At 63.3% G+C, this 15,813-nt stretch carries 16 protein-coding genes; 8 read left to right on the top strand and 8 right to left on the bottom strand.

From position 1 onward, the window contains the following. Positions 1-300 precede the first annotated feature (300 nt). The 3 genes from JQ553_RS27125 to JQ553_RS35145 all read left to right on the top strand — a co-directional run bounded on the left by JQ553_RS27125 (position 301) and on the right by JQ553_RS35145 (position 3,737). Positions 301-1,203: a glycoside hydrolase family 26 protein gene (locus JQ553_RS27125; RefSeq protein ID WP_212503105.1), complete on the top strand. Its 903-nt coding sequence runs from the start codon at positions 301-303 to the stop codon at positions 1,201-1,203. A 201-nt stretch (positions 1,204-1,404) separates the two neighbouring features. After that, a complete protein-coding gene (locus JQ553_RS27120) occupies positions 1,405-2,427 on the top strand; it encodes a glycosyltransferase family 2 protein (RefSeq protein ID WP_212503104.1) in 1,023 nt (340 codons plus the stop codon). Next, positions 2,424-3,737, top strand: coding sequence for an O-antigen ligase (locus tag JQ553_RS35145; protein WP_212503103.1), 1,314 nt, complete (start codon positions 2,424-2,426; stop codon positions 3,735-3,737). The genes JQ553_RS27120 and JQ553_RS35145 overlap by 4 nt, the downstream gene beginning before the upstream one ends. Here the strand turns inward: JQ553_RS35145 and JQ553_RS27110 are convergent. Beyond that, complete coding sequence (locus JQ553_RS27110; protein ID WP_212503102.1) at positions 3,682-4,821, bottom strand: glycosyltransferase; 1,140 nt, start codon at positions 4,819-4,821, stop codon at positions 3,682-3,684. The genes JQ553_RS35145 and JQ553_RS27110 overlap by 56 nt on opposite strands. 185 nt (positions 4,822-5,006) lie before the next feature. Here JQ553_RS27110 and JQ553_RS27105 point away from each other — a divergent pair, with 185 nt between their 5' ends. Continuing rightward, positions 5,007-5,942: a cupin-like domain-containing protein gene (locus tag JQ553_RS27105; RefSeq protein ID WP_212503101.1), complete on the top strand. Its 936-nt coding sequence runs from the start codon at positions 5,007-5,009 to the stop codon at positions 5,940-5,942. A gap of 259 nt (positions 5,943-6,201) precedes the next feature. Then, positions 6,202-7,143: a GNAT family N-acetyltransferase gene (locus tag JQ553_RS27100; RefSeq protein WP_249144610.1), complete on the top strand. Its 942-nt coding sequence runs from the start codon at positions 6,202-6,204 to the stop codon at positions 7,141-7,143. Here JQ553_RS27100 and JQ553_RS27095 read toward each other — a convergent pair. From JQ553_RS27095 to JQ553_RS27075, 5 genes are all read right to left on the bottom strand, one after another. Next, entirely contained in the window at positions 7,140-8,087 is a 948-nt protein-coding gene (locus JQ553_RS27095) for a DUF5996 family protein (RefSeq protein WP_212503099.1), read from the bottom strand. The genes JQ553_RS27100 and JQ553_RS27095 overlap by 4 nt on opposite strands. A 428-nt stretch (positions 8,088-8,515) precedes the next feature. Beyond that, positions 8,516-8,725, bottom strand: coding sequence for a hypothetical protein (locus JQ553_RS27090; RefSeq protein ID WP_212503233.1), 210 nt, complete (start codon positions 8,723-8,725; stop codon positions 8,516-8,518). Positions 8,726-8,851: 126 nt separating this feature from the next. Then, positions 8,852-9,451, bottom strand: a complete 600-nt coding sequence (wrbA, locus tag JQ553_RS27085) for an NAD(P)H:quinone oxidoreductase (protein WP_212503098.1) — start codon at positions 9,449-9,451, stop codon at positions 8,852-8,854. A 144-nt stretch (positions 9,452-9,595) separates the two neighbouring features. Continuing rightward, positions 9,596-10,294 (bottom strand): pirin family protein, encoded by a 699-nt coding sequence (locus tag JQ553_RS27080; RefSeq protein WP_212503097.1) that lies wholly within the window; start codon positions 10,292-10,294, stop codon positions 9,596-9,598. A 76-nt stretch (positions 10,295-10,370) separates the two neighbouring features. Continuing rightward, positions 10,371-11,120: an SDR family NAD(P)-dependent oxidoreductase gene (locus JQ553_RS27075; protein WP_212503096.1), complete on the bottom strand. Its 750-nt coding sequence runs from the start codon at positions 11,118-11,120 to the stop codon at positions 10,371-10,373. A 116-nt stretch (positions 11,121-11,236) separates the two neighbouring features. Here JQ553_RS27075 and JQ553_RS27070 point away from each other — a divergent pair, with 116 nt between their 5' ends. The 3 genes from JQ553_RS27070 to JQ553_RS27060 all read left to right on the top strand — a co-directional run bounded on the left by JQ553_RS27070 (position 11,237) and on the right by JQ553_RS27060 (position 13,735). Next, positions 11,237-12,145 carry a LysR family transcriptional regulator gene (locus tag JQ553_RS27070; RefSeq protein WP_212503095.1) on the top strand — a complete coding sequence of 303 codons (909 nt, stop codon included), beginning with the start codon at positions 11,237-11,239 and terminating at the stop codon, positions 12,143-12,145. Positions 12,146-12,254: 109 nt separating this feature from the next. Further along, positions 12,255-13,244 carry a tripartite tricarboxylate transporter substrate binding protein gene (locus JQ553_RS27065; RefSeq protein ID WP_212503094.1) on the top strand — a complete coding sequence of 330 codons (990 nt, stop codon included), beginning with the start codon at positions 12,255-12,257 and terminating at the stop codon, positions 13,242-13,244. Positions 13,245-13,378: 134 nt separating this feature from the next. Continuing rightward, on the top strand, positions 13,379-13,735 hold the full coding sequence (locus tag JQ553_RS27060) for a hypothetical protein (protein WP_212503093.1): 357 nt from the start codon (positions 13,379-13,381) through the stop codon (positions 13,733-13,735). A gap of 69 nt (positions 13,736-13,804) precedes the next feature. Here JQ553_RS27060 and JQ553_RS27055 read toward each other — a convergent pair whose 3' ends face one another. Together JQ553_RS27055 and JQ553_RS27050 are read right to left on the bottom strand one after the other, a co-directional pair. Further along, entirely contained in the window at positions 13,805-14,236 is a 432-nt protein-coding gene (locus JQ553_RS27055) for a CBS domain-containing protein (protein WP_212503092.1), read from the bottom strand. A 212-nt stretch (positions 14,237-14,448) separates the two neighbouring features. Further along, positions 14,449-15,798 carry an NAD(P)/FAD-dependent oxidoreductase gene (locus JQ553_RS27050; RefSeq protein WP_212503091.1) on the bottom strand — a complete coding sequence of 450 codons (1,350 nt, stop codon included), beginning with the start codon at positions 15,796-15,798 and terminating at the stop codon, positions 14,449-14,451. Positions 15,799-15,813 lie beyond the last annotated feature (15 nt).

Raw genomic sequence — 15,813 nt, 5'->3', positions numbered from 1 at the left:
ATTTTCGTGCCGGATCGAATGTTGCCCGGATATTGCAGTGCTCATGCCTGCGTTTGCCGACGCGGTCGGCGCAGGTGAGCAGGTATGAGAATTGATCGGTATTCCCGGCGGGTGGTCGGCGCAAACGAACTGCGGGCTGCGTCGTCAGCCCGTTTCGAAACACCGGCGTTGCCGGCGGTGTCTGGTTTTGACACGGCCCGCACCGCGACAGAACGCGTACATCGGAGCGTCCGGAACGGGAGATATGTCGGTCGGCTTGGCATCATTCTGACTGCGCTGGCGGTTGGTGGTCTCCTCGCGATGCAGGAAGCATCGACGGCCGCATCGCGGCTCGGTCCCGGCTCGGCGCGATTTGCCGGAGCGTTTGTCAATTGGGGCGAAAGCGGTCGCGAGCACATGCTGCAGGCCTGGGAGAAGTGGTTGGGACAGACGCAGTCGTCGGTGATCGGGGTCGACTTTTACGGGCAGGAGACCTGGGAGGATTTCCACAAATTCAACTGGGTGCCGGGCGTCTGGAAGAAGCTCAATCCGGCGCGCAATGTCGTCTGGTCGGTGCCGCTGACCATCACCGGCACACCGCTCGCCGACGTTGCCGAGGGCCAACACGATGCCGAGTTCGAGGCGGCGGCCCGCGCGATCGCCGACGCACAGCCGAAGGCGATCATTCGCCTCGGCTGGGAAATGAACATCTCGAACATGGGGTGGTTCATCAAGGGGCAGGAGGACCAGTACGTCCGCGCGTACCGGCGCGCCGTGCAAATCTTCCGCCGCCACTCGTCCGATTTCACCTTCGACTGGTGTCCCGGCTGGGGATTGCAGGACGCGCCCGCCGACCGCGCCTATCCTGGCGACGACGTCGTCGACTACATCGGGCTCGACGTCTACGACTTCAAGCTTGAGGGTACCGTCGAGGAACGCTGGCGGAACTTCTATCTCAAGGCGCCGTTCGGCCTGGAATGGCAGCGTGACTTTGCCGCTCTTCACGGCAAGCGCATGAGCTATCCGGAGTGGGGGATCGGCAATTCCGGCGACAATCCCTACTTCATTCAGAAGATGCACGACTGGCTGAATGCGAACCGCGACAGCGTCGCCTATGCCGCCTATTTCAATGTCGATGGGCTATGGCCGACCCAGATCGACACCGGCCGCTTTCCGCAATCGCAAGAGCTGTTCCGCACGCTGTTTGGCGGACGTCGGCATTAGGCGTTGCTTAACCGCGTCGATTAACCTTGCCGCGAATTACGCGTGTCGGGAGAGGCAGGCGGACCCGATATTGCAACATTGTCCGCGTATCGCCTGAACGCTCGGGAATTGCCAGGGGCGGGTAACCAGATCGAAACGCCGATGTTCCGCAACGGGGCGCAAGCCTCTTTTCGGGACGGCGAGACATTGGACGCAACAACCATGACCGCGACCGAACTGCCAGAGATCGATCACGCAACAGCCACGCAGCCGGCCGAGCGCGCCTGGGCGGTGGCTTCGCCTGACCTCGATCCCTCGATCGGGATCGTGGTCTGTATCCCGAGCTTCCGCCGGCCGAAACATCTGCGTCTGACGTTGCAGTCGTTGGCGCGCCAGCGCACCGGCCGGCAATTCGCGGTCGTCATTGTCGAGAACGACGCGGCGAAATGCGCGAGCGTGCCTGTCGCCGCCGAGTTTCTGGAGTCACGGTTATCGGGCATCTGCTTGGTCGAGCCGCGCCAGGGCAATTGCTACGCCATCAACGCGGCGTTCGAGACCGCGCTGGCGCTGTTTCCGGTCGCCGAGCATTTTCTGATGATCGACGACGACGAGATCGCCTCGCCCGACTGGATCGACCGGATGGTGTCGACCGCCGAGATATCGGGCGCCGATTTGGTCGGCGGACCGGTCTGGCCGAACTTCCACGACGAGATGAAGCGCGGCCTGCGCCGCCATCCAGCCTTCGCTCCGGCCTATGAGCAGAGTGGCCCGGTGCCAGTCATTTACGGCTGCGGCAATTGCCTGGTCCGCCGCGCGGTGTTTGCGGAAGTCGGCTTCCCCGCCTTTGACCTGCGCTTCAACTTTCTCGGCGGCGGCGACGTCGATTTCTTCTACCGTTGCAGGCGACTCGGGCTGCGTTTCCACTGGGCCGCGGATGCCACGATCAGCGAGACCGTGCCGCAGAACCGCACCCAGCTCGGCTGGCTGATCATTCGCGGCTTGCGGATCGGTGCCATCAATTATCATGTCCAGCGCAAGGCGACGCCGACGCTTGCATCTCGGCTGAAACTCGCCATCAAGCTCGCCGCGGCGCTGCCGCTGTCGCTCGTCCATGCCGCTTGCGCGGTGTTCACCGAGCGCAAGGCGGTGATCGCCGTGCATCCGATGACGGTAGCGCTCGGCAGCGCGCTCGCTGCCGTCGGCATCGAGCCGCAGCAGTATAAAGCCTCGAAAATCGTCTCGTGAGCCGCTTCGTCACCACGTCGGAGCTGCGCGCCGTCGTCGGCGAGATCCGGCGAGCGGAGGTGCTGGACATCGCCCGCGCGGTGACCTTCATCGGTGTGCTGCTGCTGGCGTGGATTTCGCTGCAGCCGTTCGAAGATCTCAGCGACATGCAGATCGGCGAGGTGACGCTGGGCAGCAATGCCGTGACGTATGCCGTTTACGGCCTGCTCGCAGCGCTGACCGTGGCGCTCGTCCTGCATGAAAATGCCCGGGGACTTGCGACGCTGGCCAAGCCCGTCTTCCTGTGGTTCGCCGCGGGGCTCTGTATCTCGGTGCTGATCTCCTTCGATCCCGGCACATCGGTTCGGCGCTTTTCGTTGACGGCCTTCGTGATCGTGGTGGCGGCCTGCATGCCGCTGCTGGCGAAGACCGAGCGGGAATTGATGCACTGGCTTTCGATCGCGTCGCTGGTGCTGCTGGTGACGTGCTATCTCGGCATCCTGCTCGTGCCGCATTTGTCGATCCATCAGGCCGGCGATCCGCAGGAGCCGGGCCTCGCCGGCAACTGGCGCGGAGCCTTCGGCCACAAGAACATGGCGGCCGCCATCATGGCGATGCTGCTGTTCCTCGGCATCTATCTGATCCGCGCCGGCGGTAGAATCTCCGGAGTCACGGTGATCGTCCTGTCGTCGCTTTTCCTGTTGTACTCCGCAGGAAAAAGCTCGCTGGCGCTGTGCTTCTCAGTTCTGTTGCTGACCTCGCTGACCGCTTTCGTCCGCTCGTTCCGGGGGCGTGTCGTGATGTGCCTGACGCCGCTGGTGCTGCTCAACATGCTCAGCATCGGCACGGTGATGAGCGAGACGCTGGCGCAGATCGCGCAATTGCTGCCGCTGGATTCCAGCTTCACCGGGCGTACCGACATCTGGAACTTCGCGCTGCAATCGCTGCAGCCGAAACTGATGACCGGTTACGGCTACGCCTCGTTCTGGGGCTCCAGCGCGATCCAGAACCTGCCGGAAGGCAAGGAGTGGGCGGCCTATGCCTCCCATAGCCATAACGGCTATCTCGACACCGCGCTCGGCATGGGGCTGCCGGGCCTCGTGTTGTTGATCGCCGCACTTGTCATCGCGCCGCTGCGCGATTTCCAGTCCGCTGACGAGGGCGGCAACGGCGGCCCGCTGTTGATGATGTTCTTCCGGATCTGGCTGTTCGGTCTCTATCTGTCGACGATGGAGAGCTTCTATCTCGATCGCGCCGATCCGATCTGGGTAACGTTCATGATTGCCGTATTCGGCATGCACTATCTCGCCCGGTTCCGCCTGCGGGAATGACCGCGCCGATCGCTTTCGCCGCATCCGTCCACCAGCCATCGAAATCAAACGGCACAGAGGCCGTCGGCCGCTCCAGCGCCGAGACGATTCGATCGGCATAGGCTGTGCTGTCCGAACCGCGCGGCACCAGCACAATGGCGCCGCGGTCGATCAATTCCTTAAAGCGCGGATGATGGTCGAACTCATCCGCCAGCGCAGGCCCGGTTACGATCAGCGGCCGGCCGGATTGGACGCAAGCCAGCACGCTGGATCGCCGCGCAGTGAGGCCCTCGTCGAGCGGATAGCAGAACGCGCTGGCCGCGCCGAGCAGGCCGGACAGTTCATGGTTGGAGGCGACAAAGCCCGACACGATCACATCGTCCTTCAGTCCAAGCTCGGCGGCGCGCGCATGAAACTCCTCCTCGACGCGGTCGATGCCGCGGATGAAGGAGCCGATATAGACGATCAGCGGCTTCAGCCCGCGCGCTTTCAGGATCGCTCCGATCTCGAGCAACGCGTTTGGCTGCTTGCCGGGATAGATCGAGCCGAAATGCCCGATGACCAATTGACCGTTTTCACGTGCGGCAATCAACCGTTGCCGCAGCGTTGAATCCTGGATTTCGGCCGAAGTCTCGAGGTTCGGCGGCAGCGGCGCCAGCACGCATTTGCGCGTCATGCCGCGCATGAGCCAATCGTCAGCGAGTTCCTGCCGCACCAGCGGCGAGAACATCACGATGCTGTCGGCGAGCCACAGCGCCGGCACGTAGGTGATCCGGCGCATCCAGTTGAGGCCGCGCCACTCGTGCTGAATCAGGACAATCTTGCGCTTGCGCAGGCGGGCGAAAGCGAGTGCCAGCAACGGGCGGGCGATCACCCGCTTCCAGGCCACGATCGGGAAATTGCAGACCACGCTCCGCGCGGTGCCGACCGCGCGCCAGATTTCGGCGATTGTGCCTTCCGTCCGCGTCAGGGTTAACGGCGTGCTACCACCTGGATCGATCTCTTCGAACGTCTGCTGCAGGAGGCGGGTGAATTGCCCGACGCCGCACTGCATCTGCGGTCCGGCGCCGAGGAACAGCGCCCGGTATCGGGATTTTTCGGTCATCGTGGCTTGACGGTGAATTCTAGTGGTGTCGCGGTTAGCCATACAGGCGAGACATTAGCTTCGGGTAAGCGGCCGGCCTCTCCGCGCGGCACCGTTCTTGCCAATTCCTGTCCAAAGGCCGTCCATCCGTCCCGGAACGGGACATCGGACGATGCGAAAGAGGCAAGGCGACCAGGAGCGTGGCAATGACGACGGGCAAGATCTTCACGAACTGGGATGACAGCCATTCCGAACTGTGGAGCCATCAGCCGATCCGGCTCGAGCACAGTATGCACCGGCAGCCGGCCTTCTCGATGGATGATCTCGCCAGGCTGATCGAGACCTATCCGCGCGAGCATTACAGCCTGGTCAAGACCGGCGCCAAGGGTTCGAGCCGGGTCTGGCGCGAGGGCGAGATCGGCAAACTCAGCGGCCGCCAGGTGATCGGAGCGATCTCGCGCGGCGGCCTGTGGCTCAACCTGCGCAACGTCACCTCGATCGATCGGCGCTACCGCGACATGATCGACCAGATGTTTGCCGAGGTCGCAGCCAAGGTTCCCGATTTCGAGGCGCCCACGCATCAGGCCGGCATCCTCATTTCGTCGCCGGACGCGCAGGTCTATTATCACGCCGATCTGCCGGGGCAGGGGTTGATCCAGATCGCCGGCCGCAAGCGCGTCTACATCTATCCGAATACGGCTCCCTTCATCCGTCCGGAGCATCTCGAAGACATCGCGTTGTTCGATGTCGAGGTCGATATCCCCTATGCGACCTGGTACGACAAGCATGCGCAGGTGATCGATCTCGAGCCCGGCCAGATGCTGAACTGGCCGTTGAACGCGCCGCACCGTGTCGAGAACCTCGGCAGCGTCAACATCTCGATGACGGTGTCCTACGTGAACGAAGACATTCGCCGTGCCCAGATCCTGCATCTCGCCAACGGCATGCTGCGTCATCGGTTTGGTTACGCGCCGAGAAGCCGCAGCCTGCGCGGTCCGTCCTTCTTCGCCAAGCAGGTGATGCAGAAGCTGCTGCGCGACGGCAAATGGGTGAAGCGCGAACGCGCCGTGCGTCGCCCGGTCGACTTCCGCCTCGATGCAACGGATCTCGGGAAGATCGTCGATCTGCCCAAGGCTGCTTGACGGGTTTGCGAAAATGACGGTGTTGACGACATCGGCCGGACAATCAAGGACACGGGAAGCGTCCCGCGCGGCCGGCTTTCGCGTCGAGTTGCTCTCGGACTGGACACGAGCCGCGGCGCGATGGGGTGCGTTCGACCCACCGACCGCGTTCCAGCATCCGCAATGGTATGCATCGTGGTACCGCGTCTTCGCGGCGGCCGATGGCGTCGAGCCGCTGATTGCCGTCATCACTGATGCCGCGACCGGCGAGCATGCCGTGATGCTGCCGCTGATCCGCCGCCGGCAAGGCGGTATCCGCGTGATCGAATTCGCCGATCTGGAACTCACTGATTACAACGCGCCGCTGCTCGGGCCCGCGGCACCGCGCGACGCGGTCGCGGCGCGACGGCTGTGGCGTGAGCTGCGCCGGGCGCTGCGCAAATCAGACGGCGGTGCTGATCTCATCCGCCTGCGCAAGGTGCCGGCTCGACTCGACGGCAGGGCCAATCCGCTGGCCTTGCTCGATGAAGCCGCGCCGTGCCCGCTCAACGGCAACCCGGTCTTCACCGGTGAGGACTACGACGCCTGGCGCTACACGCTGGAAAAGACCGTGCGCAAGGAGCTGGAGCGGAGCTGGCGCGTGTTCACCCGCGATCCATCGGTGGCATTCAGGATCGCCGCCGATGCCGACGAGGCGTTGAAGATCCTGTCGGCCACGGAGGCGCAGCAGGATTCGCGGATGCAAAGCCTCGGGCTCAACTTCATCCTCAACGACGAGCATTGCGCCGCGTTTTATCGTGGTCTCGTCCGCGACGGCACCGCCAGCGGCTATGCGGTGGTGACGGCGCTCACAGCGGGCGAGGAGGTGGTGGCCACGCTGCTCGGCATCCGCATCGGCGCGCGCTATGTCATGATCCGTATCAGCAACGCCGGCGACAAATGGTCGAACTGCTCGCCGGGTCGGCTGATCATCGAGCGCACCATGGCGGCCCTGCACAAGGACGGCGTACGCGAGTTCGACTTCTCGGTCGGTAATTATGCCTACAAGCGCCGCTTTGGACCCGTGCGGATGCCGCTGGTCGATCTCAGCGCGGCGCTTGCCTGGCGAGGATGGCCCTATGCGCTGCGCGACCGCGCCGCGCGCGCGCTGCGTCGCTACCCGAAGCTCACCGCGCGCCTGAAACAGGCGCTCGGGAAGCCGTCGTCGCGGGAAGAGAGTTAGATCTTGCGAACCACGCCTGCTTGGCCGAGCTCGCATTCGAGCGCAGCGCGATCCCATTTTGCGTTGATTGCCGCCGCCTCGTAGCTCGATTGCAGGAACGCGAGCAACGCCTTGTCGGGATCGGGAGCCGTGCGCACGGCATCATATGGCAGCACGAATTCGCCGAGCGCCTCGCTGAAGAACGCCGCGTCCGGCTGGACTTTCGAGGTGCGATAGCCCTTAGGCTCCGGATAGGCGTAGGAATAGAATGCAGGGTAATCGATCGCGCCGCCGCCCGGCCAGAAACCGGCGCTGCTCACCTCGTGCGAATAGGCTTCCTGTGCCACGTCATCGGGCAAATGCGGTACGCCGCCGGGATGTCGCGGCGCCGTCCTGCCTGAGAAGCGCGTGACCGCGAGATCAAAGCTGCCCCAGAAGAAGTGCACGGGGCTTGCCTTGCCAAGAAAGCCGGTACGGAATTGCTTGAACACGCGGTCGCAATTCACAAGGATCTGGTGAAAACGGCGCACGGCGTCCGCATCGTAGGATGCGTGCTGCGTATCCTGGGAAAAGCGGATCGGGTCGGGCATTTCATTCGGCGTCTCGTCGATCGTGACGTCAATGCCAAGCTCCTTCAGGCCGGCCATCAGGGCGGCGTAGAAACTCGCCACCGATTGCCCCGCCAACGCAAACTGCCGCTCCGTGCCGTCGCTGGTCGACACACGCAAGATGTGGTCGATGAAATCGAAGTCGATCTGGAAGCTGCGTCCGCCGTCCGGGATCGGCGAGGTCGTCAGTCCACGCGCGGTGACGTAGAGCGTGACGTGCCAGGAATGATTGAGCCAGGGCGATTTCGTTAGCCGGATCTTGCCGGCGATCTGGGTCCAGAGCTGCAGCGTGGCAGAGGTGTCGCGCCAAGCGGCGGTCGGCAAGTCCGGCCAGTGGGTCTTCGTGATCGTGCTCATGCAGGGACCTCTGAGCTGCTCGACGTGTACACTTGCGCGGCTTATCACGAATTGGTCGCGATGGTCTCGGGAACCCGAGCGGTCGCCTTGCGTTTTCTTGTCCGGCTCTTTGCAAGCCGCCATGCTTTTCTCGTGACCATGCGTGCCGATCGAGGGCAGTCATCCCTGCGGGGCGCCGCTGGCCAACGGCGTCATGCGATGGCCTTCATTTTGTCATGCGACTGCGCACCCGCGCCACAGGTACCTGCGCTGCGCTCGTCACAGAATTGCTGCGGGGAGCGTAAAGAACTTTTGCCGGGTTCGTCAGACCGAAGTAGGCGCAGGTGGCTGTGCTCTATGAAAAACTTGGCTCCACGGCGATTGATGACAGAAGTGCAACGCACATTATCGAGCCTGATTGCGGCCCACCAGTTGGCAATTTAATCACTTCAGGATGCCGTGCATTCCGGGCAACGCCGCTGTCCGCGCGTGGCGCGGAACATACTCTTGCACCACCAGCGCCGCGCAAACGCCTGCACCGGATTGCGGATCATTTGAGCCATCAGCAGAAGTTCGACCATAGCCATATCCGTCGCCTCCTGACGGATACATAGGGCGGCATTCGCTGGCGAGAATGCCGCCCTGATCGCATCAGCCATGCGGTTGGCTATAGATCCTGTGTCATAATGCGATCATGTCGAATGGCATGATCTCATCTCTTTGTTTGAGCATGATCCTTTTCGGAAAGCCGCTACAGACTTTCCGGATGCTGTAGCGCATGGAGTTCAGCCATGCAGCTTCCTGGCGGTTTCCGCGATCACGCGTCCTTGATAGCGCGCGCCGGCAAGCTCGTTCTCGCTCGGCTGGCGGCTGCCATCGCCGCCGGTGATGGTGGTGGCGCCATAGGGTGCGCCGCCGGTGATCTCGTCCAGCTTCATCTGGCCGGCGAACCCGTAGTTGAGGCCGACAACGGTCATGCCGAAATGCAGCAGGTTGGTGATGATGGAGAACAGCGTCGTCTCCTGGCCACCGTGCTGGGTCGCACTCGCGGTGAAGGCGCCACCGACCTTGCCGTGAAGCGCACCCTTGGCCCAGAGGCCGCCGGCCTGATCGAGGAAGTTGGCCATCTGCGACGTCATCCGGCCGAAGCGGGTGCCGGTGCCGACGATGATCGCGTCATAATTGGCGAGGTCATCGATTTTGGCGACCGGCGCGGCCTGATCGAGTTTGTAGTAGGACGCCTTCGCGACCTCGGCCGGCACCAGTTCGGGCACGCGCTTGATATCGACGCTGGCGCCGGCCTCACGCGCGCCTTGCGCGACCGCATTCGCCATTGCCTCGATGTGACCGTAGGCGGAGTAATAGAGGACGAGAACCTTGGCCATGATGGCTTTCCCTTTGAGTTTGATGTGAGATGTTTGAGAAAACATCCGTCGTCATGCCCGCGCTTGTGACGGGCATTTACTTCCTGCGTCAAGCCGTGAGATGTCGCGACAAACCCCGACATCACGGCGGTTTGATCGATGGCCTTACGCCGCGTCGACCAGCACCAGTTCGGAGTCTTCCAGCGCGGTGATCTTGAGCTTGGCCTCGTCGCGGATCGCAGCGCCGTCGCGCGCATTGACGCGCACGCCGTTGACTTCGACGCTGCCGGCCGCCGGCACCAGGTAGAGATGACGCGCCTTGTCGGCTGCATATTCTGCGCTCTCGCCGGCCTTCAATGTGGTGGCCAGCACCCGTGCATCGGCACGGATCGGCAGAGCGTCGTTGTCGTCGTCAAAGCCTGAGGCGATGGTGACGAGCTTGCCGGAGCGGTCGGCCTTGGGGAACGGCTTCGAGCCCCAGGTCGGCTGGCCGCCACGCGTAGTCGGCTCGATCCAGATCTGGAAGATCTTGGTCTTGGCCGGCTCGAGATTGTACTCGGAGTGACGGATGCCGCTGCCGGCGCTCATCACCTGGACGTCGCCCGCCTCGGTGCGCCCCTTGTTGCCGAGCGAGTCCTGATGCGTGATCGCGCCTTCGCGCACGTAGGTGATGATCTCCATGTTGGCATGCGGATGGGCGGGAAAGCCGGTGTTCGGCGCGATCTCGTCATCATTCCACACCCGCAACGCGCCATGGCTCATGTTTTCGGGGTCATAGTAGCTCGCAAAGGAGAAGTGGTGTTTCGCCTTCAGCCAGCCGTGGTCGGCACCGCCAAGCGTTGCGAATGGTTTCAGTTCGATCATTTGTCGTTCCTTTCGATTCAGACCTGTCAAACGTCGCCGGGCGCGGTGGGCCCGGCAGTTTCAGGGGATGTTTCAATCAGGCGCCGAAGCCGCCATCAACGTTGAGCACGGTGCCGGTTACGAACGAGGCTTCCGGGCTTGCCAGGAAGACGACGCCGGCTGCGACTTCTTCGGGCCTTCCGAACCGCTGCAACGCGTGCTGCTTACGCTGTGTTTCGGCGAACTCGCCGCCGTCCTTCGGATTCATGTCGGTGTCGATCGAGCCGGGTTGCACCACATTGACGGTGATGCCGCGCGGTCCGAGGTCGCGCGCCGCGCCCTTGGTGTAGCCGACGACGGCTGCCTTTGTGGCGACGTAGTCGGCGAGGCCTGGAAACGATGCGCGGTCTGCAAGCATCGAGCCGACGGTAACGATGCGACCGCCTTCACCCATCAACTTCGATGCGGCCCGGATTGCGGTGATGACACCGTCAAAGTTGATTGCTTCCTGGCGGGCGAGGGTGGTGGTGTCTGCCTTCGGATCATCCACCGCACCACCGGCCGCAACGCCGGCGTTGTTCACGAGGATATCGAGCCGACCAAAATCCTTGGCGACGTTCTTGACCAACTGGTCAACGTCGGCCGGAGACGCCTGGTCGGCCTTGTAGGCGCGGGCATTGACGCCCTTGGCCTTCAACTCGGCAACGACTGCTTCCGCCTTTTCGGGGGACGCGACATAGCTGATCGCGACGTTGGCGCCCTTCTCGGCGAGAGCGCGGGCCGACGCCGCGCCAATGCCGCGCGAACCACCGGTAACGAGGGCAACCTTCCCTGAGAGCTTCTTCATTGGATTTCTCCGTTGATTGAATTTCGATTGCTCTTGGATAGGTCTTCGGCTGTGATATAGAAATAGAAACTATCGAAACTCATTGTTTCCATTATTGTGCAGCAGGGTGGCCGGTCATGTCGAAACTGCCTGACTTCGAGGCGCTCGCGATCTTCGCAAAAGTCGTGGAGTTACGGTCATTTGCGGCGGCGGCTACGGAGCTCGCGCTCTCCAAGGCCACGGTTTCAAAGGCGGTCAGCCGGCTCGAGGAGCGGCTCGGCGCGCGCTTGTTCAACCGCACCTCGCGGCGGCTCGCCCTGACTGACGCCGGCCAGAAACTGTCGGAACGCGCCGCGCGCCTTCTTGCCGACGGCGAGGCCGCGGAGAGCGAGGCCTTGGCGCAATCGGCCACGCCGCGCGGACTGGTGCGGTTCGCGGTGCCGATGACCTTCGGCGTGAGGGAGGTGGCGCCGCTATTGCCCGAATTCCTGACAAAATATCCGGAGGTTTCGATCGACCTGCATCTCAGCGATGCGACGGTGGACCTGATCGGCGAGGGCTTTGACGCAGGGCTGCGCATCGCGCGGCTGCCGGATTCCTCACTGATCGCGCGGCGACTATGCGCGATGCCGCGCCACACGGTGGCGGCACCGTCCTATCTGAAGCGCTACGGCCGACCGACGCACCCGATGCATCTCGCCGAGCACAAATGCTTCGGCTACGCCTATCTCTCGACGCAAGGCGTGTGGCACTACACCAACGCCGCAGGCGAGCAGGCGAGCGTGCGGCCCGCAGGCCAATTGCGTGTCAACAACGGCGAGGCGCTGATGCCCGCGCTGCTCGCCGGCCTCGGCATCGCCGATCTGCCCGATTTTCTCGTCGGCGACGCGATCGCGCGCGGCGAGGTTGAGGTGATCCTCAAGGGTTGGACGCAGCCCGAAGGTGCGGTGCATCTCGTCACTCCGCCCGGCGGCCCGCGCCCCGCCCGCGTCGAGGTGCTCGCGGATTTCCTGGCGAAGCATTTTGCCAAGGGGAAGAGAAGGTAGGGCGATGAAGGGATTCTGTAGCGTGGGCACGCTTCGCTTTGCCCACCCTACATTTTGGAGTTAGGCTCGCGCCACACACCAAAAACAATATGCTGGGGAGCAACTTCCAATGAACCGCCGCGAAATCTTGCGCGCCGCTGCCGTCCTTCCGCTCGCGCACACTGCGCTCGCAACCGCCGCTTTCGCGCAAGATGCCTATCCCAACCGCAATATCACGATGATCGTGCCTTTTCCGGCCGGTGGCCAGGCCGATTTGGCGGCGCGTCCAGTGGCGGCCGCGCTGGAACGGATTCTCGGCAAGCCCGTGATCGTCGACAACCGCGCCGGCGGGGCGGGCGGATCGATCGGCAATGCGCAGGCCGCGCGTGCCGAGCCTGACGGCTACACGCTGTTGATGACGCTGTCGTCGCTCGCGGTGCTGCCGGAGGCGGATCGGCTGTTCGATCGTCCCGTCGCCTACGAGGTTTCGCAATTCGCGCCGATCGCGCGCGTGCTGGCCGATCCCACGCTGCTTGCGGTGTCGGCCTCGGCGCCATGGAAGACGTTGCAGGACTTCGTCGACGACGCGAAGAAACGCCCCGGCCAGATTCCCTACGGCTCGTCGGGTCCCTATGGCACGCTGCATATCGCGATGGAGATGTTCGCGGCCAGCGCGGGCATCAAGCTCTTGCATGTGCCGTACCGTGGCGCCGGTCCCGCGCTCACCGCGCTGCTCTCGGGCACCGTGCAGGCGCTGGCGTCAGCGCCGGGCACGCTGAAGCAGCAGGTCGAGGACGGCAAGATGCGCGTGCTCGCCAACTGGGGCGCGCAGCGGATCGCAAGCTTCCCGGACCTGCCGACATTCAGGGAACTCGGCTACACGGATGTCGAATTCTACATCTGGGCCGGCCTGTTCGCGCAAAGTGCGCTGCCGGCGCCGATCATGACGCAACTGCGCGAAGCGATGGCCGAGGCCGTGAAAGCGCCCGAGGTGATCAAGACTTTCGAGACCGCGGGCAGCCCGGTTGCCTATATGGACGCGCCCGCGTTTTCGAAATTCGTCGCCGACGACAGCGCCCGCCTGATCGCGGCGGTGAAGAAGATCGGAAAGGTCGAGTAGGGACTGATCAGGGCGAAATTCCCTTCACATTTAGTTGTGCACCCGAACGATCCTTGGCCGCATTCATTTGCCAGTCTTGAGGTCAAGACCGCGCGGAACATTTGCGCGCCACGGAATGGAAAGGGAACTGGACCATGCGAACGCAGCGGATCGTCCTGAGCCTTGCGATAGCGATCGGCGGCGGCGCCGCGACGACCGCGTTTTCCGAGGAATATCAGGGAACCTGGGAGCAGCAGATGGCGTGCACGCCGGACGTTTGGCGCCTCTGTGGCGATCAGATCCCCGACGTCAACCGGATCGTGGCGTGCCTTCGACAGAACAGGCCGCAGCTCTCTAATAATTGCCGCGCGGTGTTTGAATCCAGCGCGAGCGCGCAACCCTCTCCGGGGGCTCGCGCGCCGCAACCGCAGATGCAGCAGCGGCCGCGCGCACCGCGTCCGGTCCAGCCCGCACCGCCGCCGCCGCGGCCGTTCATGGACGACGATGATTAGGGCGTGAGCCCGATATCGGGAAACAGCACGTCGAAACAGAGGCACGCTTATGAGCAGACGTCCGAGCCGTCAACGCGCGGCGTTGTAGGCGTCACGGAGGACGTTCGTCTCGAGCTCCAGATCCTCCAGCCGATGCTTGACGACATCGCCGATGCTGACGATACCGACGAGCTTGCCGCCGCGTAGCACCGGCATATGGCGCACGCGATGGTGTGTCATCAAGCTCATCACGCGATTGATGCTCTCGTCCGGGGACACCGTCGTCACACCGTATTGCATGATCTCCTTCACAGGCATCGACCCGGCCGCCTCGCCAAAGCGAGAAAATGCATGAACGATTTCACGTTCGGAAATGAGACCAAGAATTGTGTTCTCACTCGTCACCACAAGAGCGCCAATATTCTTGGCGCGCAGCCAGTCCGCTGCCCTCTTGATACTGGCGTCCGGAGCGATTGTTGTGACGTCGCTGCCCTTCCGCTTCAGGATGGTTTCGATGGTCATAGCCTCCTCCCATCGTGTGGCCTAGCCGCCTGTCTCATCTCGCCCCCTGCAACTGGGGCATGCCATGCAATCCGCTCTCCCCTGCGAAGAGCTTAGCATAACATATCGGCAGGAAGCAGTCAGCGAGCATCCCCTGCTTGCTCGCGCGGCTTTGCTCGTCCCGTTCGCGGTTTCTCCGCGGGCACGACGCATGTTGCGCGCCATCAACCCGTTCAAGCAATCGCTTTGGCTGAAGCCGCCTGGATACGTTCCATAATGTGCGGTTCATCGAACAGGTCGTGATGTCGCAGAAGCTGGCCGACCTCCGCCATGGCGCGGTGGACAACCGGGTCGGCGACGGCGGCCCGGAAAAGCGCGGCCTCGAACTCTCGACCTTTCTGGAAGTTCTCCGGCCGTTCGCCGCGCGTCTCCGGAAAAGCAAGATCGGCGCTCGTGGAGAACCTCCAGGGCGTCTGAAGCACAGATTCGACCCTGGCCATAAAGCCGGTCTGTGCCGCTGCAAGCGGATCCGATTCCGTAGCCGCCTGTTTCAACACGTTCTGAAGGAGTTGGGCCTGCTTGGCGGCGGACGACATGCCTTGACCGTGAATCGGGTTGAAGCGGCAGAGCGCGTCGGCAATCGGCAGCACCCCGCGCGGCAGGCGCTGCAGGCGTTCGAAATGGTTCCAAACATTCGCAGGAAAGCCGTAGTGCCGGATGCGGTCCAACGGCCTCGCGTGACCCAGCATGTCGTATATTGTTGGCGTGATCAGCCGGCGGAATGCAGCGTGGAAATTCTCCCAGACGTCCAGCCGCGGACTTGGCCCATGGTTGGCGATCGTGGCGATCCAGCGACCGTCCTCCAGGGGCACTAGCGCGCCGTACGTCGCTACGGCTGGCGGAGCCGGCTGCGTTGTTGCCAGCTTCCAGTCCTGTATGGCACCGGCAGGAATCTGCACCACTCCGGTTGCGTAGCTGAGATCGACACCGATCTCGGTCACAGGCGGCCGTTGCCAGCCGATTGTGCCCAGCAATGCAATCGTCAATGCGCCGCGACCAGACGCATCTACGATCAGATCGGTCTCGAGCGTTTCCGATTGTCCTGCCTCAGTATTAAACCGAACGCCATGGGCGGCATCGCGAGATGCCATGACCTCGGTGACCAGGCACCCCTGCCGCAGCGCGATATTGGCGACCGCCGTGGCCCGGCGTCGCAGCACGAACTCGATAAGCGGTCGCGACGCGCAGAGGATCGACAGGCCGAGATCCCGCTTCGGGAGGGCACCCACATCGGCACGCTCGTAACAGATATCCTGTGCCAACCCCACGGAGACAGCTCCGGCTTCGGCAAGATCTCGCTCGAAGTCCGGGAAAATTTCGTCCAGAGCCTTGAGGCCACCAGCCAGCAGGATGTGTGCGTGTCGGTCCTGGGCGGTACCGGGACGCGATGCTGCGGATGCCGCGAGACAGTCGCGTTCAAGAACGTCGACCTGCTCGAAATAACCGGCCAGAGCCCCCGCTACTGACAAGCCACCGATTCCGCCACCGACCACCACCGCGCGTCGACCAACGAAACTGCTCATGCTGCTACGCTCCGC

Origin of the sequence: Bradyrhizobium lablabi (assembly GCF_018131005.1) — a bacterium.
GTDB lineage: Bacteria > Pseudomonadota > Alphaproteobacteria > Rhizobiales > Xanthobacteraceae > Bradyrhizobium > Bradyrhizobium lablabi_D.
This window is presented reverse-complemented; position numbering and strand designations above follow the sequence as displayed.

What these genes read in the sequence shown, in the direction of transcription:
- JQ553_RS27125 (WP_212503105.1), top strand. Translation starts at nt 301, where the DNA reads ATGCAGGAAGCATCGACGGCCGCATCGCGGCTCGGTCCCGGCTCGGCG.
- JQ553_RS27120 (WP_212503104.1), top strand. Translation starts at nt 1,405, where the DNA reads ATGACCGCGACCGAACTGCCAGAGATCGATCACGCAACAGCCACGCAG.
- JQ553_RS27110 (WP_212503102.1), bottom strand. Translation starts at nt 4,821, where the DNA reads ATGACCGAAAAATCCCGATACCGGGCGCTGTTCCTCGGCGCCGGACCG.
- JQ553_RS27105 (WP_212503101.1), top strand. Translation starts at nt 5,007, where the DNA reads ATGACGACGGGCAAGATCTTCACGAACTGGGATGACAGCCATTCCGAA.
- JQ553_RS27100 (WP_249144610.1), top strand. Translation starts at nt 6,202, where the DNA reads ATGCTGCCGCTGATCCGCCGCCGGCAAGGCGGTATCCGCGTGATCGAA.
- JQ553_RS27095 (WP_212503099.1), bottom strand. Translation starts at nt 8,087, where the DNA reads ATGAGCACGATCACGAAGACCCACTGGCCGGACTTGCCGACCGCCGCT.
- JQ553_RS27090 (WP_212503233.1), bottom strand. Translation starts at nt 8,725, where the DNA reads ATGGCTGATGCGATCAGGGCGGCATTCTCGCCAGCGAATGCCGCCCTA.
- wrbA (WP_212503098.1), bottom strand. Translation starts at nt 9,451, where the DNA reads ATGGCCAAGGTTCTCGTCCTCTATTACTCCGCCTACGGTCACATCGAG.
- JQ553_RS27080 (WP_212503097.1), bottom strand. Translation starts at nt 10,294, where the DNA reads ATGATCGAACTGAAACCATTCGCAACGCTTGGCGGTGCCGACCACGGC.
- JQ553_RS27075 (WP_212503096.1), bottom strand. Translation starts at nt 11,120, where the DNA reads ATGAAGAAGCTCTCAGGGAAGGTTGCCCTCGTTACCGGTGGTTCGCGC.
- JQ553_RS27070 (WP_212503095.1), top strand. Translation starts at nt 11,237, where the DNA reads ATGTCGAAACTGCCTGACTTCGAGGCGCTCGCGATCTTCGCAAAAGTC.
- JQ553_RS27065 (WP_212503094.1), top strand. Translation starts at nt 12,255, where the DNA reads ATGAACCGCCGCGAAATCTTGCGCGCCGCTGCCGTCCTTCCGCTCGCG.
- JQ553_RS27060 (WP_212503093.1), top strand. Translation starts at nt 13,379, where the DNA reads ATGCGAACGCAGCGGATCGTCCTGAGCCTTGCGATAGCGATCGGCGGC.
- JQ553_RS27055 (WP_212503092.1), bottom strand. Translation starts at nt 14,236, where the DNA reads ATGACCATCGAAACCATCCTGAAGCGGAAGGGCAGCGACGTCACAACA.
- JQ553_RS27050 (WP_212503091.1), bottom strand. Translation starts at nt 15,798, where the DNA reads ATGAGCAGTTTCGTTGGTCGACGCGCGGTGGTGGTCGGTGGCGGAATC.